This is a genomic window from Hymenobacter qilianensis (assembly GCF_014489555.1).
GTDB classification, from domain to species: domain Bacteria; phylum Bacteroidota; class Bacteroidia; order Cytophagales; family Hymenobacteraceae; genus Hymenobacter; species Hymenobacter qilianensis.
The window spans coordinates 3,745,404-3,770,397 of sequence record NZ_CP060784.1; the positions used below are offsets into that span (position 1 = coordinate 3,745,404).

The 24,994-nt window shown below is 54.8% G+C and carries 25 protein-coding genes, 1 tRNA gene and 2 pseudogenes; 20 read left to right on the top strand and 8 right to left on the bottom strand.

Annotated elements, in window-relative coordinates; all coding sequences use genetic code 11:
• Positions 1 to 192: 192 nt before the first annotated feature.
• Positions 193 to 1,149, bottom strand: coding sequence for a tryptophan 2,3-dioxygenase family protein (locus tag H9L05_RS16865; RefSeq protein WP_187731915.1), 957 nt, complete (start codon positions 1,147 to 1,149; stop codon positions 193 to 195).
• 350 nt (positions 1,150 to 1,499) lie between these two features.
• On the opposite strand from H9L05_RS16865, the gene sdaAB reads away from it, so the two are divergent.
• The 6 genes from sdaAB (at position 1,500) to H9L05_RS16890 (ending at position 6,716) form a co-directional block, all read left to right on the top strand.
• On the top strand, positions 1,500 to 2,180 hold the full coding sequence (gene sdaAB, locus H9L05_RS16870; RefSeq protein WP_187731916.1) for an L-serine ammonia-lyase, iron-sulfur-dependent subunit beta: 681 nt from the start codon (positions 1,500 to 1,502) through the stop codon (positions 2,178 to 2,180).
• Between the two features lie 187 nt (positions 2,181 to 2,367).
• Positions 2,368 to 3,381: a TolC family protein gene (locus H9L05_RS16875; protein ID WP_187731917.1), complete on the top strand. Its 1,014-nt coding sequence runs from the start codon at positions 2,368 to 2,370 to the stop codon at positions 3,379 to 3,381.
• A complete protein-coding gene (locus H9L05_RS16880) occupies positions 3,360 to 3,911 on the top strand; it encodes a TolC family protein (RefSeq protein WP_187731918.1) in 552 nt (183 codons plus the stop codon). Before H9L05_RS16875 ends, H9L05_RS16880 begins: the two co-directional genes overlap by 22 nt.
• 215 nt (positions 3,912 to 4,126) lie before the next feature.
• Complete coding sequence (locus tag H9L05_RS16885) at positions 4,127 to 5,317, top strand: HlyD family secretion protein (protein ID WP_223284523.1); 1,191 nt, start codon at positions 4,127 to 4,129, stop codon at positions 5,315 to 5,317.
• Positions 5,296 to 5,535: a hypothetical protein gene (locus H9L05_RS24050; protein WP_223284524.1), complete on the top strand. Its 240-nt coding sequence runs from the start codon at positions 5,296 to 5,298 to the stop codon at positions 5,533 to 5,535. The genes H9L05_RS16885 and H9L05_RS24050 overlap by 22 nt, the downstream gene beginning before the upstream one ends.
• 206 nt (positions 5,536 to 5,741) lie before the next feature.
• Positions 5,742 to 6,716, top strand: coding sequence for an NAD(P)H-dependent glycerol-3-phosphate dehydrogenase (locus tag H9L05_RS16890; RefSeq protein ID WP_187734313.1), 975 nt, complete (start codon positions 5,742 to 5,744; stop codon positions 6,714 to 6,716).
• Between the two features lie 10 nt (positions 6,717 to 6,726).
• Here H9L05_RS16890 and H9L05_RS16895 read toward each other — a convergent pair whose 3' ends face one another.
• Entirely contained in the window at positions 6,727 to 7,119 is a 393-nt protein-coding gene (locus H9L05_RS16895) for a DUF3592 domain-containing protein (protein ID WP_187731919.1), read from the bottom strand.
• Positions 7,120 to 7,164: 45 nt separating this feature from the next.
• Between H9L05_RS16895 and H9L05_RS16900 the strand changes: the two genes are divergently transcribed.
• The 3 genes from H9L05_RS16900 to H9L05_RS16910 all read left to right on the top strand — a co-directional run bounded on the left by H9L05_RS16900 (position 7,165) and on the right by H9L05_RS16910 (position 8,903).
• Complete coding sequence (locus H9L05_RS16900) at positions 7,165 to 7,560, top strand: DUF4259 domain-containing protein (protein WP_187731920.1); 396 nt, start codon at positions 7,165 to 7,167, stop codon at positions 7,558 to 7,560.
• A 10-nt stretch (positions 7,561 to 7,570) separates the two neighbouring features.
• On the top strand, positions 7,571 to 7,999 hold the full coding sequence (locus tag H9L05_RS16905; protein WP_187731921.1) for an EamA family transporter: 429 nt from the start codon (positions 7,571 to 7,573) through the stop codon (positions 7,997 to 7,999).
• Positions 8,000 to 8,270: 271 nt separating this feature from the next.
• Entirely contained in the window at positions 8,271 to 8,903 is a 633-nt protein-coding gene (locus tag H9L05_RS16910) for a flavin reductase family protein (RefSeq protein WP_187731922.1), read from the top strand.
• Between the two features lie 18 nt (positions 8,904 to 8,921).
• On the opposite strand, the pseudogene H9L05_RS16915 reads toward H9L05_RS16910, so the two are convergent.
• From H9L05_RS16915 to pdxH, 3 genes and pseudogenes are all read right to left on the bottom strand, one after another.
• Positions 8,922 to 9,508 (bottom strand): annotated as a pseudogene (locus H9L05_RS16915) (Maf family nucleotide pyrophosphatase).
• The gene (locus H9L05_RS16920) at positions 9,505 to 10,809 is read right to left on the bottom strand and encodes a DUF1015 domain-containing protein (protein WP_187731923.1); all 1,305 of its coding nucleotides are present in this window, start codon (positions 10,807 to 10,809) and stop codon (positions 9,505 to 9,507) included. Before H9L05_RS16920 ends, H9L05_RS16915 begins: the two are co-directional and overlap by 4 nt.
• A gap of 73 nt (positions 10,810 to 10,882) precedes the next feature.
• Positions 10,883 to 11,532: pseudogene (gene pdxH, locus H9L05_RS16925) on the bottom strand (pyridoxamine 5'-phosphate oxidase).
• 412 nt (positions 11,533 to 11,944) lie between these two features.
• Here pdxH and H9L05_RS16930 point away from each other — a divergent pair.
• The 9 genes from H9L05_RS16930 (at position 11,945) to H9L05_RS16970 (ending at position 20,362) form a co-directional block, all read left to right on the top strand.
• Positions 11,945 to 12,502 (top strand): YqgE/AlgH family protein, encoded by a 558-nt coding sequence (locus tag H9L05_RS16930; RefSeq protein WP_187309461.1) that lies wholly within the window; start codon positions 11,945 to 11,947, stop codon positions 12,500 to 12,502.
• 53 nt (positions 12,503 to 12,555) lie between these two features.
• On the top strand, positions 12,556 to 13,074 hold the full coding sequence (locus tag H9L05_RS16935) for a hypothetical protein (protein ID WP_187731924.1): 519 nt from the start codon (positions 12,556 to 12,558) through the stop codon (positions 13,072 to 13,074).
• A 113-nt stretch (positions 13,075 to 13,187) separates the two neighbouring features.
• Positions 13,188 to 14,993, top strand: coding sequence for a DUF349 domain-containing protein (locus tag H9L05_RS16940; RefSeq protein ID WP_187731925.1), 1,806 nt, complete (start codon positions 13,188 to 13,190; stop codon positions 14,991 to 14,993).
• A gap of 43 nt (positions 14,994 to 15,036) precedes the next feature.
• Positions 15,037 to 15,109 (top strand) — tRNA-Thr (locus H9L05_RS16945).
• Between the two features lie 110 nt (positions 15,110 to 15,219).
• Entirely contained in the window at positions 15,220 to 15,735 is a 516-nt protein-coding gene (locus H9L05_RS16950) for a hypothetical protein (protein WP_187731926.1), read from the top strand.
• Positions 15,736 to 16,211: 476 nt separating this feature from the next.
• The gene (gene kaiC / locus H9L05_RS16955; RefSeq protein ID WP_187731927.1) at positions 16,212 to 17,957 is read left to right on the top strand and encodes a circadian clock protein KaiC; all 1,746 of its coding nucleotides are present in this window, start codon (positions 16,212 to 16,214) and stop codon (positions 17,955 to 17,957) included.
• Between the two features lie 15 nt (positions 17,958 to 17,972).
• On the top strand, positions 17,973 to 18,305 hold the full coding sequence (locus H9L05_RS16960; RefSeq protein WP_223284525.1) for a circadian clock KaiB family protein: 333 nt from the start codon (positions 17,973 to 17,975) through the stop codon (positions 18,303 to 18,305).
• A 1-nt stretch (position 18,306) separates the two neighbouring features.
• Positions 18,307 to 18,642 (top strand): circadian clock KaiB family protein, encoded by a 336-nt coding sequence (locus H9L05_RS16965; protein WP_187731928.1) that lies wholly within the window; start codon positions 18,307 to 18,309, stop codon positions 18,640 to 18,642.
• The gene (locus tag H9L05_RS16970; RefSeq protein WP_187731929.1) at positions 18,635 to 20,362 is read left to right on the top strand and encodes a sensor histidine kinase; all 1,728 of its coding nucleotides are present in this window, start codon (positions 18,635 to 18,637) and stop codon (positions 20,360 to 20,362) included. Before H9L05_RS16965 ends, H9L05_RS16970 begins: the two co-directional genes overlap by 8 nt.
• A 110-nt stretch (positions 20,363 to 20,472) precedes the next feature.
• Here H9L05_RS16970 and H9L05_RS16975 read toward each other — a convergent pair whose 3' ends face one another.
• From H9L05_RS16975 to H9L05_RS16985, 3 genes are all read right to left on the bottom strand, one after another.
• Positions 20,473 to 21,048, bottom strand: a complete 576-nt coding sequence (locus H9L05_RS16975) for a fasciclin domain-containing protein (protein WP_187731930.1) — start codon at positions 21,046 to 21,048, stop codon at positions 20,473 to 20,475.
• A gap of 201 nt (positions 21,049 to 21,249) precedes the next feature.
• A complete protein-coding gene (locus tag H9L05_RS16980; protein ID WP_187734314.1) occupies positions 21,250 to 22,080 on the bottom strand; it encodes an outer membrane beta-barrel protein in 831 nt (276 codons plus the stop codon).
• A complete protein-coding gene (locus H9L05_RS16985; protein WP_187731931.1) occupies positions 22,059 to 22,361 on the bottom strand; it encodes a hypothetical protein in 303 nt (100 codons plus the stop codon). Before H9L05_RS16985 ends, H9L05_RS16980 begins: the two co-directional genes overlap by 22 nt.
• Before the next feature lie 209 nt (positions 22,362 to 22,570).
• Between H9L05_RS16985 and H9L05_RS16990 the strand changes: the two genes are divergently transcribed.
• Entirely contained in the window at positions 22,571 to 23,752 is a 1,182-nt protein-coding gene (locus H9L05_RS16990; RefSeq protein WP_187731932.1) for a GNAT family N-acetyltransferase, read from the top strand.
• A gap of 111 nt (positions 23,753 to 23,863) precedes the next feature.
• A complete protein-coding gene (locus tag H9L05_RS16995) occupies positions 23,864 to 24,664 on the top strand; it encodes a DUF547 domain-containing protein (RefSeq protein WP_187731933.1) in 801 nt (266 codons plus the stop codon).
• The last annotated feature ends 330 nt before the right edge of the window (positions 24,665 to 24,994 follow it).

Here is a 24,994-nt window from a genome sequence, read left to right on the forward strand (position 1 = left end):
GTCGAAGCATCTCTACCGAGTAGTAATCAGTACTATCTCAACGAAGCGATAGAGATGCTTCGACAAGCTCAGCATGACGGTCTTTTAATTTCATAAAGTCTCCAGTAAACACATCGGCCGCCGTTCTTGCTTTGGAAGCAGGAGCGGCGGCCGATGTGTTTTAGCTAACGTGAGGCGTCAAGCAACCATTTTCTAATTTAAGTTATTCGGAACCTGCGCTTCCCCCAACACTTCCTCAACCCAAGCTTTGCCCCATTCCTCCAACTCCTGCTGGGTCCAAAGCTGAGGGTAGAAGATGCGGCGCTGGAACTTGGGGGGCAAATATTTCTTCCAGTTGGTGCCGCCCGTCGCGGCAATGGCGGTAGGGTCGCGCTCCAGGTAGCGCACCGCTGATTTGTAGTGCATCAGGGGCCAGTTCACGTTCACGTTGGCGTCGAGCTGGCGCAGGGCGCGCACCATGCGCGGGTGGCGCTGATCTTCGGCGGGCAGGCGCTCCAGCACGGTCCACACGTTGCGGGTGCGGTAGTGGGCGGCGTGGTCGTGGAGAGTTTGGGTGTATTTCTCCTCAAACTGAATCAGCGTCAGGGCTTTAGCGCCCGATTCCTCGATGGTGGCGCCGGCTTTCCAGTAGATGCAGCCCATCAGCTCCTCGTGGGCGGCCGCTTCGCCCAGCAGGCGGCGCTTCTCCTTATCCACTAGTTTATCGAGGGAAGTAGAAGCCAGCTCAATCATGCGGTACTGCACGCTTTGGAAGCCTGAAGCCGGCATCAAGGCCATGCGGAATTGCAGAAACTGCTGCTTGTCCATGCCGTCCACCATCACGTCGAACGAGTCGATCAGGTTCTCGAAGTAGCGGTTGATACGGTTGATGCGCAGTACTAGCTCGCCCACCGTGGGCTGCTGCAACTCGCCTATCTGTTCGTACTCGCAGAGGCAAAGCTTAAAGTACAACTCCGTGATCTGGTGATACATGATGAAAATCCGCTCGTCCGGAATCTGGGTGAGCGGGCGCTGTAAGCTCAGCAGGGTGTCCAGCTCAATGTAGTCCCAGTAGTTGACGTAGTCGGCGTAAAAGAGGCCTTCGAGGTAAGCAGCCAGGTCCTGGCCGTCGGCGGCGTACTTTGCTTGCAGGCGACGCAGCTGTTCCATCACCTGAGGCGTGAATTCGGACTGGTTGGGGGCATTTCCATAGGAATAGGAGAGCTAAAAAGAACATTTGTAGAGACACATATTTGTGTCTTCTCGCTGAACAAAGGCGTTGTATGATTCACGACCGGGTTGTTCATCGAGGTGACACAAATATGTGTCTCTACCGCGTTCTGGTACTAGGTTTGGCAACAAAGAACGAAAAACCTATCGAAAGCCGGCAGCGCAGGCAACTCTTCTGCACTTACTGGTATCTATATCCATAAGGCCTGAAAAGCCCCCACCCAGCTCCACCGTGGCGGGTCAGACCGCGCGTTGTTTTCCCGACCGAAACATCTACTTTTACCGCTATTATGGCCGAGAAAAGCAGCATTTTTGACATGATTGGACCGGTGATGATTGGGCCCAGCAGCTCGCACACGGCCGGAGTAGTGCGCATCGCGGGCGCCGCGATTCGCATTCTGGGGTCGTTGCCCACGCACGCGACCATCACTTTTTACAACTCTTTCGCCCGCACCTACGAAGGCCACGGCTCCGACCGCGCCATCGTGGCCGGCCTGCTGGGCTACGCCACCGACGACAAGCGCATCCGCGATGCCTTCGACCACGCCAAAGAAGCCGGCCTGCAATACACGTTTCAGAGTGTGGGCAACGCTTCTACCATGCATCCGAACACGATAAAAGTGCAGCTGCGCGACGAGCGCACCGGCCACGCGACGGAGGTTATCGGCCAGAGCAGGGGCGGGGGCGTCATTCGCATAGTGGAGGTAGATGGCTTTCCGGCCGACTTTTCCGCTTCTCTGCACACGCTGATTGTAGACGCCGACGACCGGCAGGGCTCCATTGCCTTCATCGCCTCCGTTATCGCTCACGACGACTGCAACATCGCCACCATGTTCGTGTCGCGCAAAGGCCGCAACGATTTGGCCCGTCAGTTTATCGAGATGGACTCGGGCATCAAGCCAATTACCCTCGAATATCTGCGCCAGCTCAGCTGGGTTCATCAGGTAACCTACATTCCCACCGTCGAATAGGCTGTGTGCGGGGCGGAAAAAGCCCCCAGAAATCGGCTGTCTATATTTTATCAGATAATAACATAGGTACTTTGTGTTGCATAGTACCTTTTATTATATTTAGGCCCTGATCCCGCTCATACTCAGTTTCAAGCGAAGCCTAAAGTCCTAGTTGCCAGAACTCTTACGTCATCAAGACCAAACACACATGAAACGAACTCGTACTCCGCTTTTCTATCGAGTGGCTGCCGTGGGGGCAAGCACTTGGTTGTTGCTGGCCGTACCAGGGTTGGCTCAAACGACTACGCCCGCTCAGCCGCCCGCTGGCACGATTGCCGCCCCGGCGTCCGTGCCCAGCGGCCCCTGGACGCTGCAGCGCGCCGTGGACTACGCCGTGCAGAACAACCTGAACGTGCGTCAAAGCTCGCTTTCAGCTGAGCTCAGCGATGCTGATCTGCGTCAAAGCCGGGCGGCTTTACTACCTACGGCGAACGTGAATGGCACCCAAGCTTGGAACTATGGTACCGGCCTCGACCCGCTGACCAACGACTTCGTGAGTCAGACAATTCGTTCCAACAACTTCTCGGCTAATACCCAGCTGAATGTTTTCTCGGGGTTTCAGCTGCGCAATACCGTGAAGCGCAATGTATTAGACTACAAGGCAAGCCTGGCCGACATCGAGCAGGCCCGCAATGACTTGTCGCTGAATGTGGCCGCGGCCTTTCTGCAGCTTGTCTTAAATCAGGAGTTGGTGCGCACAAATGAGTTGCGGGTAAATACCACCCAGCAGCAGTTGGAACGGACCAAAAAACTGCTCGCGGCTGGCAGCGTGGCCGAAAGCAATCTGCTGGATACCCAGGCGCAGCTGGCTTCCGACGAGCTGAACTTAGTAACCGCGCAAAACCAGCGCGACATTTCGCGCCTGCAGCTAGCCCAGCTGCTTAATCTGGACCCCGCCAGTGCCGCTGCCTTCCAGATTGAAGTACCTAACCTGCCGGACCCCGACGAGCAATCGACGCTAAACTTTGATCCTAACGCCACCTACCAGACAGCACAGGGTTTTTTGCCGCAGATACAAGCAGCCGACCTGCGCGTGCAAAGCTCTATTCGGGGCGTTGAGGTGGCGCGGGGGCTTATTATCCTCGCCTGTTTTTTGGAGCTAGCGTTTTCTCCGGTTTCTCCTCGGCCCGGCTTGCGCGGGTGCTTACCGGCGACTCCATAGCGGGCGCTGCGCTGCCTGTATTTCAGATTGACCCAATAGCTGGGCCGCGCCCCACTAATTTTGCGGTACTCACGCCTCGTCAGCCCAATTTTGAGTTGCTTCCTACCTCGTTCAGCGACCAGGTAAAGGATAATATTGGCCGTGCCCTGCAATTCTCCCTACAAATCCCGATTCTGAATGGCTTGCAGACCCGTACGAACGTGCAGCGCTCCCAGATCGCGGTAAAGCAGGCCGAGCTACGGGCCGCTCAGACGCGCTTGCAGCTTCAGCAAACCATTCAGCAGGCCTACGCCGATGCGGTAGCAGCCCAGCGCCGGTTTGCCTCGGCCAGCCGCCAGGTGGAGGCGCTGAACACCGCCTACAAGAATGCCGAAATTCGCTTCAACAACGGCCTGCTGAACGGCACGGAGTTTAACATTGCCAAAAACAACCTCAACGGAGCTGAATCGAGCATGATTCAGGCAAAGTATGAGTTTATTTTCCGTCGGAAGGTGTTAGAGTTTTACCAGGGCAACCCGCTGACTTTATAAGACTGCCGGAGTTCGGGCTTAGGGCAGAAAGCTGGGGGGCAAAAAAGCCCCCAGCCATCAGAAGGCCCTCAGCGCGGCTGAAATAGATGGGTAAAAAGGCCGTGCGAAGCTCCAGCGTAAGACAGCCATAGAAAACCAGCTACAGGGACACTCTTAGTTTAGTATTAATTGATTTATTTGCCTTCTCTTTCCCTACGCTGGACTTCTTTTCGAACATGAAAAACAACCGCTTACTATACATTCTGCTGGGAGTACTGGTGTTATTAATAGCCGGGTACATGGTGGCCAAAAAGCAAGGATGGATAGGCCAGCCTGCTGGTACCGAAGTTATTACGGCGAAAGCCGGGCCAGCGACTATCGTAGAAAAAGTAAGCGCCTCAGGCAAAGTGCAGCCCGAAACTGAAGTGAAAATATCGCCCGACGTATCGGGGGAAATCACGGAGCTGTATGTGGCCGAAGGCGACTCGGTGAAAAAAGGCCAGCTGCTGCTGCGCATCCGGCCCGACAACTACCAAGCGATGGTCAACATGCAGTCGGCTTCGGTAAACACCCAGCGGGCCAACGTCGGTCAGACCCGGGCGCGGCTTCAGCAGCTGCTGGCTAATGCCAAGCAAACCGAGCTGGCTTATCGTCGCAACGCTTCGCTTTATAAGCAGAAGGTGATTTCTCAGGCTGACTACGAGGCCAGCAAAGCCGCCTACGACGCCAGCCAGGAAGAAATCAACAGTGCGCGCCAGAGCATTCGCGGAGCGCAGTCGGGGGTGGCCAGTGCGCAGGCCTCACTGGATGAGGCCCGCCGCAACCTGGAGAAAACCACTATTTATGCGCCCGTCAGCGGCACCGTCAGCAAGCTGAACGTGGAGCGTGGAGAGCGCGTGGTTGGCACCTCGCAAATGGCTGGTACCGAAATCATGCGCATCGCCGACCTGAACTCGATGGAGGTGCGGGTAAACGTAAACGAGAACCAGATCATCGACGTGAACCTGGGCGACTCAGTGAACGTGGATGTGGACTCGTACGCCAACAAGGACGAGAAATTCCGGGGCATCGTGACCAGCGTGGCCAACACGGCCAAAGACGCACTGACGGCCGAGGCGGTAACCGAGTTTGAAGTGCGGATCCGGCTGGTGCCCGAGTCCTATCAGCACCTAGTGCGCAATGTGGGTGGCCGTACGATTGTCCCGTTCCGCCCCGGTATGACAGCTTCCGTCGACATTATCACCGACCGCAAAAGCAACGTGCTGAGCGTGCCGCTGAATGCCGTAACTACCAAAACCGACAGCTCGGCCATTGCCGGCCCCGACAAAGCCGATGGTCCAAGCGTGCGTGTAGGCCGGGGCGGCGGGGGAATGCGGAGGAAACCGCCCAGGCTGCGCCGACTGATGTGCAGGAAGTGGTATTCGTGATTCGCGACGGTAAGGCCGTGATGGTGCCCGTAAAAACCGGAATCAGCGACATCACCAATATTGAAATCCTCAGCGGCCTGAAAGCGGGCGACGAAGTAGCCAGTGGCCCCTACGCCACGGTGCATAAGAAGCTGAAAGACGGGGCAGTAGTCGTAGTGAAGGATGCAAAATCCATCAACAAAGCAGCCCTGAAAGAAGAAGTCGCCGATGCTGATTAAGCAACCTTAACAGGGCTTATTAGTAAGCAAATGAGAGGCTGGGGGCTTTTTTACCCCAGCCTCTCATTTTTTTTGTCTAAACTCGTCCTTGCGACAAGGTTTGCCGCTGCTGCACCTGCGTTTGGATGCGAGGCCGGTTTAAGTCGTTTAACTAGAGAAGGTGCTACTGCGCCTTCCAATACGTTTGTTTGGTGGAAAAAATAGCCATGATCGGCGGGGGCTCCTGGGCCACTGCTTTGACAAAAATACTATCTGAAAATGGGGCTCAAGTGGGCTGGTGGCTGCGCTCCAAAGATGATGTGCAGCACTTGCTGCGCACCCGTCACAACCCGCGCTACCTCTCGTCGGTGGCCTTCGATTTGAATCGCGTTTTCCCCTCCACCGACCTGAAGGAAGTAGTGGAGGATGCCGACTGGCTGGTGCTGGCCGTGCCCGCCGCCTTTGTGCAGGGCGCCCTCGACAAGCTCGACCGCGACGCCCTCCGCGACAAGCGCGTCATTTCGGCCATCAAGGGCATGATTCCGGGCAAAAACGTGCTGGTAACTGACTACGTGGCCGAGCGTTTCCGCCTCGACGTGGAGCAGCTGGGCGTGGTGGCCGGCCCTTGTCATGCGGAGGAAGTAGCGCTGGAAAAGCAGAGCTACCTCACCATCGGCGGCCCCGATCTGGAACTGGCCGAAGACTTCTGCCAGCTCCTGCGCAACCGCTACGTGAAGGCGCACCCCGCCGCCGACCTCGACGGCATTGAGTACTGCGCCGTGATGAAAAATATCATCGCCCTGACCTGCGGCATCGCCCACGGCCTGGGCTACGGCGACAATTTTCAGGCAGTATTGGTCAGCAACGCGGTGCAGGAAATCCGGCGCTTTCTCTACGCCCTCAGCCCCAACCAGCGCGACCTCAGCGCCAGCGCCTACCTCGGCGACTTACTAGTTACGGCTTACTCTCAGTTCTCCCGCAACCGCACCTTCGGCAACATGGTGGGCCGCGGCTACTCCGTGAAGTCGGCGCAGATGGAGATGAACATGGTGGCCGAAGGCTACTACGCCGTCAAGAGTATTTATGAGCTGAATAAGAAACTGAAAGTGAGCATGCCGATTACCAACGCGGCCTATCACATTCTCTACGAGAAGATTTCGCCCGCCGTGGAGCTGGAGATTCTGAAGGAGAAGCTTAAGTAGGTGCCTAAAATCATTCGGCGAAATGCTGACCAATAAAGATGGCGATCATTACCGCAACTAAAAAGAGCATTAGATAGGGGGTAGCCCGCTCAAAATCTGAATCTAAGGTGAAGTTTTTGGGGTTACTAGCTTCATAGTAAACGGTTACTTTCTCCCCTTTACTATAGACCGGAATAGATATTCCGGTATACCCTTCAACCTCTATAACATCACCCAATTGGGTTGTAAATTGGATTCGTGGGTGCACAGTAGTCGTTCTGCTCCAACGTATTTTGGAGCCTATAACTACGCCAGTAGTTTTGATTCCGTCCTTTCTCAGCCTTGTTGCATCGCGGATATGCTTAATGATTTTAAAAATAAATAAGGCTAGAATACCTCCCCAGATAACAAAAAAGAAGTCCATACGGTAAAGCTACCGTACTAGCTATAAACCTTAACTATACACCGCATGGGAACCTGGGGCTACTACAACTTCGACAACGACGCGGCGGCCGACTTCGCCGAAGACTTCCGCGATAATCACAACGAAGCGAAACTGCTGGAAGCGCTGGTTGCAGTGGCTGAGGAAGAAGACTTTATCGATGGAGACGCGGCCAGCGAAGCTCTGGCTGCCGCCGAAATTGTAGCCGCCATTCTGGGCAAGCCGTCCCGCGATTTCCCCGCCGATCTGATTCCGGTGATCAAGAAGCTCGACGCCGCCGAAAGCGAAGACCTGCGCGAGATGGCCCAGCAAGCCGTGCAGGCCGTGGCCAAAAAATCGCAGCTGCAGGAGATGTGGTCCAAGAATGAGGCAGCCGAAGACTGGCAGCATACCCAGCAGGATTTATTACACCGCCTGACTTAAAGCCGGCTGCATGAACTGGCTTTTACTGGCGGTCATCACGGCCTTTTGCCTGGGGCTCTACAATTTCTTTATCAAGCTGGCCTCGGGCAATATTCACCAGGTTGCCGGCGCTGTGCTGTTGCAACTCGTTGCGGCGGCGGTGGGGGGCTTTTTGCTGCTTTATATCAAGACGACGCGGCAGACAGTGAGCATTTCCCAAACGGGCGTACTGTATTCCTGCCTGGCCGGCCTGAGCGTGGGTGTCGCCGAAATTCTGACCTTTTACGTGTTCACCAAAGGAGCGCCGACCTCGGTGGGTACGCCCATCATCGTGGGTGGCTCCGTGGCTATAGCCGCCGTGCTGGGCTGGTTGGTGCTGCGCGAGCAGATTACGCTGGGCCAGGTGCTGGGCGTGGGGTTGATAATAGCCGGCGTTGTATTGCTCGCCAGGGGGCATTGATAATTTCCATATGAACTATCGACGGTTCAGTTAAGTAGCTTCATGCAGAGCGGCAGCGAAGCATCTCGCTCGCGCCGTTAGATTAGTAATCCATCGTCAGCACGCCAGATGCTTCGGTTCCGCCTCTGCATGACTACCTCTTCTAAATAATTTGAACAGAAGAGACGGTCAATTGCGGCCTTCCGCGGTTATAGTGCCACGCGTCTGTTCTGGCGTTTGCTCACTAGCCCAACCATAACTAAGCGAATTAACTCCGCTCAATTTGCCCCCCATGAAGCGCATTCAAGCCCAGGATATTGAGGCGATGGAGAAGATTTTCCGTCTCAATCTGATTAACTCCATCACCGGCTACAAGCCTGCAAACCTCGTCGGGACGGCCGCGCCTGATGGCCGCACCAATCTGGCAATGTACAGCTCCGTGGTGCATCTGGGCTCCAATCCGCCTTACATCGGCATTTTTACCCGTCCTACCAGCGTGGCGCGCCACACCTACGACAACATCAAGACCAGCGGCTGCTACACCATCAACCACGTACACGCCGACTTTACAGCGGCGGCCCACTACACGTCGGCACCTTTCCCGGAGGATGAATCTGAGTTTGAGAAGTGTGGACTGGGGGCTGAATTTCTGGACGGCTTTCCGGCGCCGTACGTGCGCGAAAGCCAGATAAAAATGGGCCTGCGGCTGGTGGAGGAAATACCCATAAAGGCCACTGGAACCACCTTGCTGGTGGGCAAAATTGAACAAATATACCTGCCCGTCGATTTGCTGGCCGCCGACGGCACGCTTAATCTAGGTGAGGCTGGAACAGCCTGCGTCTCCGGCCTCGATACTTACCATACAGCCCAGGAAATAGGTGCGTATGCCTATGCCCGCGTAGGCGAGGGGCCGCAGCCAAAGTAAGCCTGCACCTTAGGAAAATCAGACAGCCACCAACCCCAGTTTCGCCAGCTCCTCCCACACCCGATGCACGGGCAAGCCCATTACATTGAAGTAGGAGCCTTCCAGACGCGTCACGCCTACCATACCCACCCAATCCTGGGCACCGTAAGCGCCGGCTTTGTCGAGGGGGCTGAAGTTGCGCACATAAAACTCAATTTCGGCAGGGGAGAGGGCGCGAAAATGAACGCGGGTCTGGTCGGAGAAAACCGTGCGCTGGCCGTTGCCGCTGAGCAAACAGACGCCCGTAAATACGTCGTGGGCGCGGCCTTGCAGGCGAGAGAGCATGTGTTTGGCTTCGGCCTCGTCGGCGGGCTTGTTGAGCACGTCATCTTCCAGACACACAATGGTATCGGCCGTGAGGACTACTTCGTGGGGGCTAAATCGGGGGCGTAAGCGGCGGCTTTGTGAGCCGCTAAGTATTCAGCAACCTCGGCGCGACGCAGATGATCGGGGTAGGTTTCATCTACCTCCTGCAGGCGGATTTCGTAGGTCATGCCCAGATCGGTGAGCAGCTGGCGGCGGCGCGGCGAGTTGGACGCCAGCACTAGTTTGGTGACTACACTCATACCTGAAACGGGTGGTCAGCTTCCTCATCGTGAATAGAAGTGAACAGGAAACCACCGATGGTTTTGGGATAAAAGAAAGTGGACTTGGGGGGCATTACGGCTCCGCTATGGCACACGCGCTCCACCTCGGCCATGGTTACCTCATTGGTTATGAAGGCGGCACGCGCCTCTCCCCGGTCGACGCGGGTAAGGCATTCGGTGAAGCTGCGCACGTACGCAATGCCCGGCCACGAGCGCTGCGCATCGGGCCCTGCGATACCCAGCACGCGCTCCAGTACGAAGTAGTGCAACACGGTCAGATCCAGGGCTTTTACTTCAGGCGTAGTATCCCAGGCGAGTTGCGCGTGCACTTCGGGCCGCAGCCGGATTTTGTAAGAATTGCCCCCCAGATACAGTCCAAAGGCCCAAGGCTTGCCCGCAATTATTTCGGGTAAATCGTAGGCGTCGTCTTTGGGCAAAATGGTGAAATAAGGTTCGAGGCGGGTGATGAACTCCTCATCGCTGAGGGCATTGGGCATCTCGAGCAGCAAGCGGTGGGTAGGCAGAATGCGCAGGTCGTTGGCCGCCGAATTGGTCAGATACATCAAATGATAATTCCAGGGCTCTTTTCCCGTGGCCTGCGGGTCAGCGGCCAGGCGCGCCTGACGGTAAGCCAGACTGCCTTCGTAGCGGTGGTGGCCATCGGCCAGAATCACCTGCCGGGGTTCCAGAATCTCCTGAAATCGCCGAATAATAGCCGCATCCTGAATAACCGCCAGCACGTCGCGAGCGCCCTGGTAGTCTTCCTCGGTCTGATACAGCGGGTCGCGCATGGCCTCGTCGAGGTAGCGCTCCAGCTCAAAATCTTCGTCGCGGTAAAGCCCGTGGGTGGCGCTGGTTTGGAACTCGGTGCGTGCCAGCAGCTCAGCGCGGTCATTTACGGAGGCAGGCAAGGTGTTTTCGTGGCGTAGTACTACCTCATCACTCCAGTCATAGGCCCGGATGTGGCACATGAATCCTTTGCGGCAATACTCCTGGGTGTTGCCCGGCAACCGGAAATACTGATAATAGGCATAAATACCCGGCAGCTCATCTTGGCACAACACGCCCTTGGCCTTCCACACTGCCAACCGACGCTCCGCTTCAGTAGCGGCATCCTCCCCGCGTGGCACCGATAAATGAATGCTGTTTAACGGGTTGCGGTACAGCGCCTCCCGCTGCTTGGCCGATACTACATCGAACAATGGCGACACGTAATCATCGATATGCTGACTTAACTCTGAATTATAGCGCCAGCCGCGCACGGGTTGAATTTCAGCCACTCGGAAAGGATAAATATGGAGGCGTAAAGGTAGTAGGCGCGGTCTGACCGGCTAATTTTACTTGGTGTGATGCTCAGGGAGCCAAACGGCTGCGCTTCCACTTGTTGCCAACCCGCTCGTACAAAATGCGGTCGTGGAGGCGGCTGGGGCGGCCCTGCCAGAACTCCACGCGGTGGGGGCGCAAAATAAAGCCACCCCAGTGCGGCGGGAGCGGCAGCGGGTTTTCATTTGCAAAGCGCTGCTCTACTTCACGCTCCCGCTGCTCCAACTCCTCCCGGCTCCCGATTACCTGACTTTGCGGGGAGGCCCAGGCTCCTACCTGGCTGGCCCGCGGCCGGCTCTGAAAATACTGATCTGATAGCTCCTGGGGGCTTTTTCCACGCGTCCTTCCACCCGCACCTGGCGCTCCAGGCCGGGCCAGAAAAAGTTAAGCGCTGCCTGCGGATGGGAGGCTAATTCGTGCCCTTTGCGACTGTTGTAATTGGTATAAAACAAAAACCCGGCGTCGTCGGGGAGGCCTTTGAGGAGCACCACGCGCGTGGTAGGCTGCCCGTCGTCGCCAACAGTGGCCAAGGTCATGGCCGTGGGCTCATCGAGGTGGGCAGCGAGGGCCTCATTTAGCCAGGTCCTAAACTGGTGCACGGCATCGGGCAGCACATCAGCCTCCGTGAGTGTGTGTTGAGCGTACGATTTGCGCAGGTCGGCCAGTTGCTGGTCAGTCATAGAATGCGAATTTTGAATGCGTTAACGGCACTTTGGGTACCAGGCATAAACCGACCAAGTCCCTTACCGATGCAGCAGATGCAGATTTTGCTCGCCAAAAAGCCGGCGCTACGTTCAAATATGGCCAGCTTATCGGGCATGGTTGCAGTTGATAACGGGCGCAAATTATTCAGAAATTAGTTCAGGCACCTTCACCATTTATATGCCACCGCGCCGTTGTAATGAGCATGGCGGGCACCAGGCTATTTTGCGCGGCCGGTTTATTTCCGGGAACCTTAGCCTATTCCCCCGACGTACCAATAATATATACCTGTAATTGAGGCAGACCACAGAATCGTAGCGGAAGGTCAGTGTTAGCGGTCTGTAAGGTTAGGCTGATTAAATTAACGTATTCTAAAAAGAAGCTTGACCTATGAAAGCTGGAAGCCTATTGATTTCGCAGCCCTTCCTGGGCGATCCTAATTTTGAGCGCAGCGTAGTGCTGCTGTGCCGCCACACCGATGAGGAAGGCTCATTTGGCTTAGTGCTTAATCGGGACACCAACCTGCTGCTGGGCGATGTGCTGGAGCTGCCCGGTGGCGATGTGCTGCCCGCCGCCCGCCTGCCCCTGGGCCTGGGCGGGCCCGTGCAGCCCGATACGCTCCATTATCTGCACCGCCGCGCCGATGTGCCGGGTGCCGTAGCGCTGGGGCACGATGTCTATTGGGGCGGCGACTTCGAAGTGCTGCTGGGCTTGCTGCTCAGTGGCGAGGTTGGGGAAGAAGACGTGCGCCTGTACGCGGGCTATTCGGGCTGGACGGCCGACCAGTTGGCGGAGGAGGTGCGCGAAAATGTTTGGATAGTGCATCCCAATGCTGCCGAGAAAGTCTTTACTTTGACTACTGATGCCTTTTGGCAGTCCATTCTGCGCGAAAAAGGCGGTCGGTACCGGATTTTATCTAACTATCCCACAGATCCACGCCTGAATTAGCCCCCCACTGCCGAGCCCATTGTTTTTTCGGGGCCGGCCTTTTCCTTTGAACTATGCTACCTGACAACCACACCACCGACCCCCTACACTCCGACGAAGCATCGGAGTCGCCGATGAGCATTCTGGAGCGTCGGCTGGCCGAGATTCGTGCTAAAGAAGACCCTGCGGCGCAGCCCGTGCCCCCCACGGAGGTGCCCGCTCTCGCGGCCAACATTCCGGCCGAAACTACCGCTACGGCACCTTCTACCACCACCGACGAAATCACGGAGCGTCCCTCACAAGGTACACCACCCATCGCAAATGCCCCCCAGGGAGCCGGCACAGCCGAGGCACCTGCCGCCGAGGTAGCGCCCGAGGCTTCGGGCCACGCAACGCCCGATGCGCCCTCAACTCAGGAGCCAATCTCTGAACCGCTGGCCCGGGCCGAAGCACATTATGGGCTGCAGAACCCCGGTGTGGAAACGGCTACGCACGCTGCTGCGCCTATTACGCCTGAGCCGGAGGCTATGCCAGCCAGCGTAGGAAGTGCGGCTAATGACTTATCGGATCAAAAAGCCCCCAGGCAGCCATAACGCCCGAGCCGGAAGCTTTAACCGGGCAAACCACGGACCCTGAGGAGCCGGAATCGGAAGCGGCGCCAGTTATCGCGATTCGCACGGCCGAAGACCTGGAAAATGCTCCTGACGTGGTTGCTTCCTTGCCTACTTCCGCTACAGCATCAGCGGCCGTAGCGCACGAAGCAGCAGCTGCCCACGAAGGCGAAGAAGAGGAGGAACTGGTGGCCGAAATCCACGGCCCCGATTTCAGTCAGCTTGATTTGGCCGCGCAAGCGTCATTCCTGCTGAATATGGTGCATCGAGCTGATGCCCAGCGCAACCGCAAGCAGATCACGGATTTTTATCGTCAGTACGAAACCGCGTTGGCTGCTGATCGTCAGCGGGTGGAAGAGGCCGCCGCACCTGATGCGGATGCATCGTATCAGGGTCCGGCTGGTCACGCCGAGTTGGTAAAGGCCATGCAGGAGTTTCGCGAGAACCGCGCCCGCGACGCGCGTGCCGAAGACGAGCAGCGTGCCAAAAACCTAGCGCACAAGCAGGAGCTGCTGGCCCAATTGCGGCTATTGGTAGAGTCGGCGGAGACCAAGGATAGCTCTGCGCGCATCAAAACGCTACAAAACGACTGGAAAACCACCGGCCCGGTGCCTCAGAAGGATGCCCAGGAGCTGTGGAACAGCTATCACGCCCTGCTCGACATTTATTATAACAATCGCGGCCTCTTCTTCGAAATGAAGGAGCTGGACCGCCGCCGCAACCTGGAGGCGAAGGAAGCGCTGCTGCGCCGTGCCGAAGCCCTCAGTGAGCAGCCCAGCATTAATAAGGCCTTGCAAGAGCTGCGGCAGCTTCATGAAGAGTGGAAACATATTGGTCCTGTGCCAAATGAGCAGCGCGACGCTATCTGGCAGCGCTTTCTGCAAGCTTCTGAGCAGGTACACGACCGCAAGAAAAGCTTCCTCGATACGCGCTCAACCCAGGAAAACGAGAATCTGACCCGCAAAACGGCACTGCTGGAGCAGATCAGATCGTTCGGGGAGTTCCAGACGGAGCGGGTAAACGAGTGGCGCAGCAAAACCGACGAGTTGCAAAAGCTGAAAGAAGATTGGGATGCTGCCGGCCTCGTGCCGCGCGAAAAAGCCGATCAGCTCAACAAGCAGTTCTGGGGTGCTTATAAAGGCTTTTTCCAGCGCAAAAATCAGTTTTTTAAAGCCCTCGACGAAGAGAAAGGCCAGAACCTCAAGCGTAAGCTGGAGCTATGCGATCAGGCGGAGGCGGCTCTTGAAAATCCTAATTGGGAAGAGGGCCGCGAAATTGTTATTCGGCTGCAAAAAGAGTGGAAGCTGATCGGCCGCGTGCCCGAAAAGCAGTCGGATAAAGTCTGGAACCGCTTCCGCACCGCTTGCGATGCCTTTTTTGACCGTAAAAATCAGGAAGCCAAGCAGCGCGAAGTCAAGGCCCAAATTGTATCGCAGGAGCAGGCTGCCCACCTCGACCGTGTAGCCGACACCGTAGCCGCCCTTACTGCCGATAATCCCGGAACCATCGAAGGCTTTCGGGAGCTCGTAGCAGAGTGGCGCGCCTCCGGTGCCTCGGGCGGGCCACGGGCGGAGGAGAAATTCCAGACGCTCATGGGCAAATACCTCGACACGGTGCCGGGCCTTGCCTATGCCGAACGGGGTGATTTGCTGTTTCAACTGCAAGTTGAGCGCCTCAAGTCGGGTCCTGATGCGCAGCAGGCTCTTTACAAAAAGGAGCAGGGCTTGCGTCGCGACATCAACGAGCTGGAAAACGACATCGCCACGTTACAGACTAACCTTGAGTTCTTTGCGCGTTCCAAAAACGCTAATCAGCTGCGCGAAGAATACCAAGGCCGCATCGACGAAGCCAAACTGCGCATCGACGCGTTGAAAAAACAATTAAAAATTGTGCGTTCATAGTTTGCAAAATGGTCGCAAGGCACTAGTTTTGCGCCACCATTTCGCCTCCTTAGCTCAGCTGGTAGAGCAACTGACTTGTAATCAGTAGGTCGCTGGTTCGATCCCGGCAGGAGGCTCAAATGCTGCTTCAACCCCACCCATCTCGGGTGGGGTTGTTTGTTTTTAGAGGTTTGCAACCTTTCAGGCTCGCTGCGAATCTTACTCCTGAATCATAATTCAATGGAGTATGAAACGAGTCCTTTATGGCGTAATTGCCAGTCTTGTTCTGTTATGCGGAGGCGGAGCATGTACGCCTGAATCGGTGCAGCCTCAGCCTGAGTTTTATGTTAAGGCCAACAAGGACGGCACCGCCTGGCTCGTACCCGGCTCTGGTGTCTACGACAAAGCGCAACGCGAATTTTATGTGTTTGGGGCGCAAAGCGACGGCAGCGCCATACAAGCTTACCTGCGGCTGGGGTTCACCGTTCCTTCAGAGCAGCCCTTGGTAACGGTTGTTCAATCCCCCACCACGCTGTCGTCCATTCCGGCCACGTGGACCGCGCTCCTCGGCGGCGATGTGCTTGTCGATGGCTACACAGCCGATTCTCTGTCCGGAACGCAATTGCTGATTACCCGGCTTGATACGATCCAGAAAGTTGTGGAAGGCACGTTTAACACTGCACTGCGGCGCGATGCGCCCTGGTCCCAGCAAGGAGAGATGATTCGCTTCACCGAGGGTTCTTTTCGGGTCCGGTATCAATAAAGCCAACACAGGAGAAACGCTTGTAGTTGATACTTCTCAAAAAAGCCCCCCAACATCTGACTGGGGGGCTTTTTTGTGTGGCTTCATGATAGGTACATCTGTGTCCAGATAACCACTTGGGCTGTAGGCGCCTTCCGCTATTCAAGACTTGAGTTAAAAGAGTATTTAACTCAAACTCGTGGAGTATATGGCCGCATAATTCAAATGCTAAGTAGCACTATTAGCAGCTCGTCAATGGCGCATTAAATTTAAAGATTCATCTTTGAGCATGAGGCGCACTATTTGTAATGCCAAACTCAACTATTATCGGCTCAATCAGTAATAAGAAATTATGCTAAGTATGGTAGTAAATTCTGGTTACGCCAGTTTACTGCGTATTTGCTAACTGTATAGCTTTTAGGCGCACTTCTACGGATTAAAAGACTGAGAAAGCAGCCTTCGAAAGCGGCGTTCGATTCTGGTAAATTTTCGATTTCATGCAAGACAAAAAGACTTCTTCCCCTGCTGAGTTGCCTACCTTACCCAAAGCGCCGACGGGAATTGAGGGGTTAGATGAAATTACGGAAGGTGGCTTGCCCAAAGGCCGCCCGACGCTGATTTGTGGCAGCGCTGGCTGTGGCAAAACCCTGATGGGGATTGAGTTTTTGGTGAGGGGAGCACTGGAGTTTGGCGAGCCGGGCGTGTTGATGGCTTTTGAGGAAACGGCCGAAGAACTCACCGCCAACGTTACTTCTCTGGGCTTCGATCTGCCGGCTCTTCAGGAGCAGAAGCTGCTGCGTGTTGACCACGTACACGTTGACCGCTCGGAGATTGAGGAAACCGGTGAGTACGACTTGGAAGGCCTGTTTATCCGACTGGGCTATGCTATCGACTCAATCGGTGCCAAGCGTGTCGTGTTGGATACGATTGAGTCTTTATTTGGCGGTTTTCCGAATGAAGCTGTTTTGCGGTCAGAAATCCGTCGGTTGTTCCGCTGGCTTAAGGATAGGGGCGTTACTACCGTCATCACCGCTGAGCGGGGCGATGGTACACTAACCCGGCAAGGGCTGGAAGAGTACGTGTCAGACTGTGTAATTCTGCTCGACAACCGCGTTATTGACCAGATTACCACCCGGCGCCTACGCGTGGTAAAGTACCGCGGCAGCACCCACGGTACGAATGAGTATCCATATCTGATCAGTGAGGAAGGCATTTCCGTGCTGCCTGTAACTTCCCTCAAGCTGGAGCATGAAGTATCCGATCAGATCGTTTCCTCTGGTGTTCCGGCTCTCGATGAGATGTTTGGTCGGAAAGGGTTTTATCAAGGCAGCAGTATCCTGCTGACGGGCACCGCTGGCACGGCCAAAACCACGCTGGCTGCTGCTTTTGCCAACCAAATTGCCAGCCAGAATAAGCGCTGTCTTTATTTTGCCTTCGAAGAGTCGCCGCAGCAGTTGGTGCGCAACATGCGCTCAGTCGGCGTCGATTTAGCTCCCTGGATCGAGCAAGGGTTGCTGCATATTGAAGCGTCGCGGCCTACGCTGAATGGCCTGGAGCGGCACCTGGTTGTTATTCATAAGCTAGTGAAGGAGCTCAAGCCTGATGCAGTCGTGATTGACCCGATCAGCAATCTGATCAACGTCGGTAATGTTAACGAGGTGCGCAGCATGCTCACGCGCCTCATTGATTTCCTGAAAGTAAACAACATCACGGCCCTGTTTACGGCTCTTATCAGCGGCCGCACCAATCAGCTGGACGCGACTGAAGAGGGCGTGTCATCGTTAGTCGATACGTGGATTAGCGTGCGGGATCTGGAAGGCGTAGGTGAGCGCAACCGCGGCCTCAGCATTCTGAAATCGCGGGGCATGTCGCACTCCAATCAAGTACGCGAGTTTGTGGTTACTGACCACGGAATTCAACTCCTGGACGTCGTAATCGGGCCAACAGGCATTGTAACTGGGGCCAGCCGCCTTACTCAGCAGCTACAGGAGCAGGCCCAAGAATTGGCACTTCGGCAAGAGCTGGAGCGCAAAGACAGGGAGCTGGAGCGTCGGCGCCGCGTGTTGGAAGCCACTATTGCTAATTTGCGCACGGAGTTTGAATCAGTCGAAGAAGAGTTGCGGCAAATCAATAGTGAGGAGCTAACCCGGCACCAGACTTTTACCGAAGGCAGAACAGCCGCCGTAAGTGAAATGTCGGGTCGGGGAGCCCCTGGCCACAATACCAAATCAAATAATCAATAAGCCTCTTATCCTGTGATGGAAACGAACCCGGATACGACGACTGAGGGCATGGATAAGGAGTATTGGGAGTTGCGGCTATACGTGGCCGGTCAGACTCCCAAATCGGTGGCTGCCATAGCCAACCTAAAAAAGTACTGCGAACAGCACTTGCTAGGGCGTTATAAATTGGAAGTAATTGACCTACTGCAACACCCTCAGTTAGCTGAGGGCGACCAAATATTGGCTATTCCTACGCTGGTGCGGAAAGTGCCCGTGCCTATTCGCAAAATTATTGGTGACCTTTCTAATGAAGAGCGTGTGTTGGTGGGGCTAGACATCCGGCCTATAGAGAGCAAACTAACCCGATAGAATGGAGGCAGAAGGAAGTTTGGAACAAGAGCCGGAAGCGGCCGAGTACGTACTGCATCTATACATAACCGGAGCTACTCCTAATTCGACGCGGGCGGTGCGAAACATCAAGGAAATCTGTGAGTTGTATCTGCAAGGCCGATATGAGTTGATTATCGTAGATATATACCAACAGCCTGAGCTAGCCCAACAAGAGCAGCTTATTGGAGTACCCACGTTAGTCAAAAAGCGCCCTGGGCTGATTCGTCGGCTTGTGGGTGACCTCTCAAATCGGGAGCGAGTGCTGGCCGCGCTGGGGCTGACATCGCCATCTGACCGCAACAGCACGAATGGCTGAACACCTGCCGCCCTTATCTACTGACTTAGCCCGTGAAAACGAGGAATTGCGTTATCAGCTACAGGAAGCTGAGGAACTCATTTCTGCTATTCGGTCGGGGTCGGTAGATGCGCTGGCGGTGCAGGGAACCGATGGCCCTCGTATTTATACCCTGCAAGGCGCCGATCAGGTTTACCGAACTCTGATTGAGCAGATGAGTGAAGGGGCGCTGCTACTCAGCCAGGATTCCATGATTCTCTATTGCAACGCTAGTCTGGCCCGTCTGCTCGACTGCGCACTAGAGGAATTGATGGGGGGCTTTTTTAACGACTTTGTCCCCGCTGACTTTCGCGCCTATTGGGACGCTTTGCTGGTAGCGGGTTGGGCAGGCAAAAGCAAGGGCGAGCTGCCCCTGCAAACCCAGGCTGGCGTACTGGTGCCCTTCTCTCTGTCGATGAACGTGTTGGAATTCAATGAAGCGCCTGCCCTGGCCGTGATTGTAACCAACCTCTCGGCCCAACGGGAAATAAAGGCCATCCGAGCGCAGGTAGCTGAGCAAAACGAGGTTATTGACCGCAAAAATGAAGAGCTGAAGCGGCAGGAAGCCGCCCGCCTCATAATGGAGCAGGCTGCCGCCGAAGCCAACCGAATGCTGGAAGGAATTCCGCAGATTGCCTGGACGGCTAATGTGGAGGGTAAAAACACCTACCTCAACCGACGCTGGTTTGATTTTATTGGTAAGCCCATTCAGTCCGGATTAGATGAGGGCTTTGAAACTCGCCTACACCCGGATGATGCGGGCCTGGCAAGGGCGCGCTGGCAGCACTGCTTGCGCACCGGGGAGGCATTTGAGATAGAATACCGCTTTCGCGACGGCGCCGATAATTACCGCTGGATGCTGGGCCGAGCGCTACCTTCCTACAATGATCAGGGGGCAATTATGCAGTGGATTGGCACTTTCACTGATATTCACGAGCACAAGCTGGCACTGGAGCGTATAGATCAGGCCCAGCGCCAGCTACACGAAAATAACGATCAGTTGACGCGTGCCAACGTGGATCTGGACAACTTCATCTACACTGCTTCCCACGACTTAAAAGCGCCCATCAGCAATATTGAAGGGTTGTTGCAGGCCTTGCTGGTAGAAATACCGAGTGGCGCTTCTGACAGTCAGCAGGCTGACCAGGTGCAGCCCATTATGGCCATGATGCAGGACTCAGTGGAGCGATTTAAGCGCACCATCGAACACCTGACGGAGGTAACCAAGCTGCAAAAAGAACAGGTGCAGCCCTTGGAGCTAGTGGAGCTGGAGCCTATTATTGAGGATGTGCGGCTGGATCTGGAACCGCTGCTGCGCGAGGCGGAGGGCCTTTTGGAAGTAAATGTGGCCAATTGCCCGGCGGTATCCTTTGCCGAAAAAAACCTGCGCAGTGTCATTTATAATCTGCTCAGCAATGCTATCAAATATCGTTCGCCGGAGCGGGCGCCGCACGTGCGGCTACAGTGCCGCGAGGAGGATGGCTACGCGGTGCTCACAGTGCAGGATAATTGCTTAGGTATCAACCTAGCCAATAATGAAAAGCGGCTCTTTGGCATGTTTCAGCGCCTCCACGACCACGTAGATGGCAGCGGCATCGGTCTGTACATGGTTAAGAAGATGGTAGAGAATGTGGGGGGCAAAATTGAAGTAGAAAGTGAAGTCGGCGTAGGCTCTACCTTCACCGTTTACTTCAAGCGGTAGGTTGCGTTACAGAAGCTCAGCGCTACGGAATTTTGACATACAAAAAGGGCCTTTCCATATGAGGAAAGGCCCTTTTTGTATGCTGTAAATAAGCGGAATGCAAGGGAAGCCTACTTAGGCAGCATCACTTTGTCGATGACGTGAATTACGCCATTGCTTTGCATTACGTCGTAGGTAGAGATGGTAGAAGTATTGCCCGATTCGTCCATCAGGACTACGTTTTTGGGCCCATTCATGGTAGCTTTCAAGGTGCCGCCGCTTACTGTTTTGAGTGTCGCAGTGCCTTTGCCGGCCTTGATGGCAGCCATGATTTTGTCGGCGGTCATGCTGCCGGCTACCACGTGGTAAGTCAGAACTTTGCTTAGCTGAGCCTTATTTTCTGGCTTCAGCAGCGACTCGACTGTGCCAGCGGGTAGGTTTTCGAAGGCATCATTCACTGGAGCAAATACGGTAAAAGGACCCTTGCCCTGCAGCGTTTCAACCAAGCCGGCAGCTTTTACAGCGGCTACAAGCGTGGTGTGGTCGGCAGAATTAAGAGCATTGGCAACAATGTTTTTGCTAGGAAGCATAGCCTGGCCACCTACCATTATATTGGCCATAGCCATCTGGGCCTGGGCGTGAGCCGATTGCACTGTTGCGGTACCAATTAGGCAAAAAAGGGCAATAGAAAGCTTTTTGCGTTTCATGCTTTAGGATGAATTGAAGGTGGGTTTTTGAGGTTGATGGCATTTACGCCCCAACTATGGCAACCGGATTTACCCAAAGCAGAAATATTTTACTTCGCCTATCTACTTTCTGTCAATTCATTCGAAATGAGCCTGTTTCGGCTTTCAAAATAACTGATGCACCTGCGCATCCAATCACTTTACATGCTTGCAACCAAACAGCTAAAAGGAAATAGCTATGGAGGAAGTGAGATTCGCATACCCGCTGACCAGGCGTTTGGAGGAGCGCAAAAAGGTTGGATCGGCGGCCTGGAGCGTGCGGCCTTCCAACCGAACCAACACCTGAGGGCTGGGCGCATAATCCAGATTGAGCGAGCCCCCAGCTACCAAAACATCAGAATCGGTAGGAGCCGGCGCTATGGATGCAATAATGACCCCATGAGCGGCTGCGTAGTATTCGGCTCGGGCGGCCATGGCCCAGGCATCGTTGAATTGGTAGCGCGCCAGTATTGCCGCCGTGTGCCAGGTATCGTAACCGGTGCTCTGGGGGGCTTTTTCTTGCTTGCCTACGTCGAAAACGACCGCTAAGCTAACCTGTGAGATAGGGGTGTAGCGTAAGTAAAAATCATGAAAAAAACGAGGGCGGCGTACGGAGTCGGTAGGCTGCTCATTGCCCAAAAAGGTGCTGGAATTCAGCAGTAGCTTGTCGTTGATTTGCCACTGAACTTGTGTGCCAAATGCTTTGCTGCGGTTGTTTTCGCGGATGTTCTGCCACCCGTTGAGTACCAAGCCGGTGAGCGTAAGTTGGGGGGCAAATTCGTAGGTGAAACGTACGCCGGCTTCGTAGTAGGGCGAGTTCTCGGCCATAAGCGAACGGGTCAGCGTCCAGTTGTCCTTACTCACGGCCGATTCAAAGCCCAGGTGTGACGTGAAAATGCCAGCGTCAATCCAGGCGTGTTCAAAAGGCCGAAACCCAGCGTAGGCCTCGTAGATATGCTTGAGAACAGGATCTTCGGCCGCGTAGTTGGCCGCTACATACGTGCCCGCATGCAGGCCAAAAGCCCCCGAACCCGAAGGTTTTGATAGCGCACGCCCAGCAAGGCGTTATTCACCGCAAACTCGTTTTGACGGTCGTGTGAGTAGAGAAACGATGGTCGGTCGGGGGTAGGTGGTTGGGGGACATCGTAGCCATGATAAGCATCCAAGAAGCCGTAGAACGTGAGCGGATTAGGTGCTGAATGGGCTGAATCAGGAGCGGCTACTGACGTTTGAGCCAGCACCAGCTTCATAGGTAGCAGGCTCAAAAAGCCAAAGAGCAGAAGCTGAAATTTCATGGCGAAGCGAAGGCGCAGGATAAGCTGCGGTGGATGCAATCGAGATATAATAAAGAAGTTCTCTACGGATGAATGGCTTTTCCTGCCTGAACTCAGGCAGGAAAAGCCATTCTGATTTTGGCTCATTCGAAACAATGTTGCCTGGAGGAGCTAAATTTGACACCTTCGTGCTATTCCAAAAGTAGCCGCTCACTTCAATTTCTAACTCCTTGACTGCTCCGCTACACCTCATTGAAGTTTCGACGCCCGAGCACGCCCGCGAGTTTCGGGAGTTTCCGGTGCGCCTCTACCGCTCCGACCCCAACTACATTCGCCCTCTCGACAAGGATATTGAGCAAGTATTCGATACTAAGAAGAATAAGTATTTCCGGGCCGGCGAGCTTACGCGCTGGTTGTTGCAGAATGCTCAGAGCCAGACGATTGGGCGCGTAGCAGCCTTCATCAATAAGCGCACGGCCAAGACTTTCGAGCAGCCCACCGGCGGCATGGGATTTTTTGAGTGCATCGATGATCAGACGGCGGCCAACACGCTATTCGATGCTTGCCGCACTTGGCTCGCTGAGCGTGGCATGGAAGCCATGGACGGCCCCATCAACTTCGGCGACCGTGACCAGTGGTGGGGCCTGCTCATCGATAATTTTGGCGCCCCGCTTTACGGGCAGAATTACAATCCACCTTACTATCGGCGGTTGCTCGAAACCTATGGCTTTCAGGTGTACTTCGAGCAGTTTACTTACTTCCGGAAGGTAGGCGATCCGCTCACGCCAGAATATCAGGAAAAGGCACAACGGATGCTGCTGCATAACTCAAAGTATAGCTTTGAGCATCTTCGGTTAAAAGAGCTAGAGAAGTACGCCGAGGACTTTCGAATTGTGTACAACCAGGCGTGGGTGAAGCACGATGGCGTGAAAGAAATGCGCCCCGAGCAGTCGCGCAGCATTATGAATAAGTTGCGCCCCGTAATTGACGAAAAAGGCTGTTGGTTTGCGTATTACGAAGGCCAGCCAGTGGGTTTTTTTATTGCTTTGCCCGAATTGAATGAGCTTTTTCGGCACGTAAACGGCAACTTAAATTGGTGGGGCAAGCTCAAATTTGCCTACCACCGCTGGCGTGGCTCGGTGCGCACGCTCACCGGCATCGCCTTTGGTATTGCGCCCGCGCACCAGCGCCGCGGCGTAGAAGCTGCCATGGTGCTGGCTGTTGCTAAAGTAGTGCAGGACCGCAGCAAAGTGCAGTACGAGGACTTTGTGATGAACTGGATCGGCGACTTCAACCCCCGCATGATGGCCGTAGCCCAGCAAATCGGCGGCCGAATCTGGCGCACCCACGCAACATTCCGCTACTTGTTCGACCGCGAAAAAGAGTTTAAGCGCGCCCCAATCATTCGGTGATGTTGTGCAAAGCTTAGTTAAGATTATACAGTAAAAAAGCCCCCATATCTGTTGGGGGGCTTTTTTCGTAGGTTCATGCATTCTCCTAAAGTTCTCTCACTTTCGTCACTCATGCGAGTTCTGATCCGACAGGCCGTATTCGGTTTGCTGCTGTCTGCTGCTGCCTGCCAAACCGGCTGCGCCTACGTACGCTATTTCACGCCGCTTACTCTTACCTCCAAAAACAGCCGGCCCGTGAATCACGCGCCGTGGGATGCGCTGCTGAAAAAGCACGTCGATGCGCAGGGCATGGTTAATTATACTGCTTTTCAGGCTGATAGCACGGCGCTTAATACGTATCTGGTAACGCTCAGCGACAATGTGCCGAACAATACCTGGAGCGAACAGGAGCGCCTGGCTTACTGGCTGAATGCCTATAACGCGTTCACCATTCAGCGCGTCATCAGGGCGTATCCACTTAAAAGCATTCGGGATTTGGGCGGGAGCCTGACGCTGGTAAACACCGTTTGGGATCAGCCTTTCATCCGCCTTGGCAACGAAAAGCATACGCTCAACGACATCGAGCAACGCATTATCCGCAAGAAGTTTGAGGAGCCGCGCATTCACTTTGCCCTGGTGTGCGCCGCCATGTCGTGCCCCAGGCTGCGCAACGAAGCCTACATAGCCTCCCGTCTCAACGAGCAGCTTGATGATCAGGCCACTAACTTTATCAACGACCCCACCAAGAACAAACTCACGCCCGCCGACAAGCCCGAAGTTTCGAGCATCTTCAACTTCTATCCCAGAGACTTTGCTCAGGGTGACAACACCATTCAAAAGACCATAAACCGCTACGCAACGCAGAAGATTAACCCAGACGCTACACTGAGTTATTTGACCTATGACTGGTCGGTGAATGAGCAGAGGAAGTAACGCCCTATCCTGTCGATCCACCATACAAAAGCCCCCAGATTTTTCTGGGGGCTTTTGTATATGTTGTGAGAGCGATTTATGAAAAATAAAGTCGAAAAACAGGTTGAAAAATAAGGTTAAAATAATGTAATGGGAAGCTGGCTAATGCCATTATACAAGCGAGTCACCTAAGAATAGGTATAATTTGTTAGTGCTCTTAAGAAGCTTTTTGGCGGCGTAAACCGGAGTAAAAAGTAACCTCAAGTGTATGTTGTCGTAGAATTAAGTAGTTACTAATAAATGCATTACATAAACCATAAATGCATTATATAAACCCGGCTTCAATATAAA

Excerpts from the sequence above, each read along its gene's own strand:
- kaiC (WP_187731927.1), top strand. The coding sequence starts at position 16,212 with ATGCAAGACAAAAAGACTTCTTCCCCTGCTGAGTTGCCTACCTTACCC.
- H9L05_RS16905 (WP_187731921.1), top strand. The coding sequence starts at position 7,571 with ATGAACTGGCTTTTACTGGCGGTCATCACGGCCTTTTGCCTGGGGCTC.
- H9L05_RS16885 (WP_223284523.1), top strand. The coding sequence starts at position 4,127 with ATGAAAAACAACCGCTTACTATACATTCTGCTGGGAGTACTGGTGTTA.
- sdaAB (WP_187731916.1), top strand. The coding sequence starts at position 1,500 with ATGGCCGAGAAAAGCAGCATTTTTGACATGATTGGACCGGTGATGATT.
- H9L05_RS16910 (WP_187731922.1), top strand. The coding sequence starts at position 8,271 with ATGAAGCGCATTCAAGCCCAGGATATTGAGGCGATGGAGAAGATTTTC.
- H9L05_RS16975 (WP_187731930.1), bottom strand. The coding sequence starts at position 21,048 with ATGAAACGCAAAAAGCTTTCTATTGCCCTTTTTTGCCTAATTGGTACC.
- H9L05_RS16950 (WP_187731926.1), top strand. The coding sequence starts at position 15,220 with ATGAAACGAGTCCTTTATGGCGTAATTGCCAGTCTTGTTCTGTTATGC.
- H9L05_RS16970 (WP_187731929.1), top strand. The coding sequence starts at position 18,635 with ATGGCTGAACACCTGCCGCCCTTATCTACTGACTTAGCCCGTGAAAAC.
- H9L05_RS16965 (WP_187731928.1), top strand. The coding sequence starts at position 18,307 with ATGGAGGCAGAAGGAAGTTTGGAACAAGAGCCGGAAGCGGCCGAGTAC.
- H9L05_RS16895 (WP_187731919.1), bottom strand. The coding sequence starts at position 7,119 with ATGGACTTCTTTTTTGTTATCTGGGGAGGTATTCTAGCCTTATTTATT.
- H9L05_RS16960 (WP_223284525.1), top strand. The coding sequence starts at position 17,973 with ATGGAAACGAACCCGGATACGACGACTGAGGGCATGGATAAGGAGTAT.
- H9L05_RS16900 (WP_187731920.1), top strand. The coding sequence starts at position 7,165 with ATGGGAACCTGGGGCTACTACAACTTCGACAACGACGCGGCGGCCGAC.
- H9L05_RS16890 (WP_187734313.1), top strand. The coding sequence starts at position 5,742 with ATGATCGGCGGGGGCTCCTGGGCCACTGCTTTGACAAAAATACTATCT.
- H9L05_RS16865 (WP_187731915.1), bottom strand. The coding sequence starts at position 1,149 with ATGGAACAGCTGCGTCGCCTGCAAGCAAAGTACGCCGCCGACGGCCAG.
- H9L05_RS16985 (WP_187731931.1), bottom strand. The coding sequence starts at position 22,361 with ATGAAATTTCAGCTTCTGCTCTTTGGCTTTTTGAGCCTGCTACCTATG.
- H9L05_RS16995 (WP_187731933.1), top strand. The coding sequence starts at position 23,864 with ATGCGAGTTCTGATCCGACAGGCCGTATTCGGTTTGCTGCTGTCTGCT.
- H9L05_RS16930 (WP_187309461.1), top strand. The coding sequence starts at position 11,945 with ATGAAAGCTGGAAGCCTATTGATTTCGCAGCCCTTCCTGGGCGATCCT.
- H9L05_RS16875 (WP_187731917.1), top strand. The coding sequence starts at position 2,368 with ATGAAACGAACTCGTACTCCGCTTTTCTATCGAGTGGCTGCCGTGGGG.
- H9L05_RS16935 (WP_187731924.1), top strand. The coding sequence starts at position 12,556 with ATGCTACCTGACAACCACACCACCGACCCCCTACACTCCGACGAAGCA.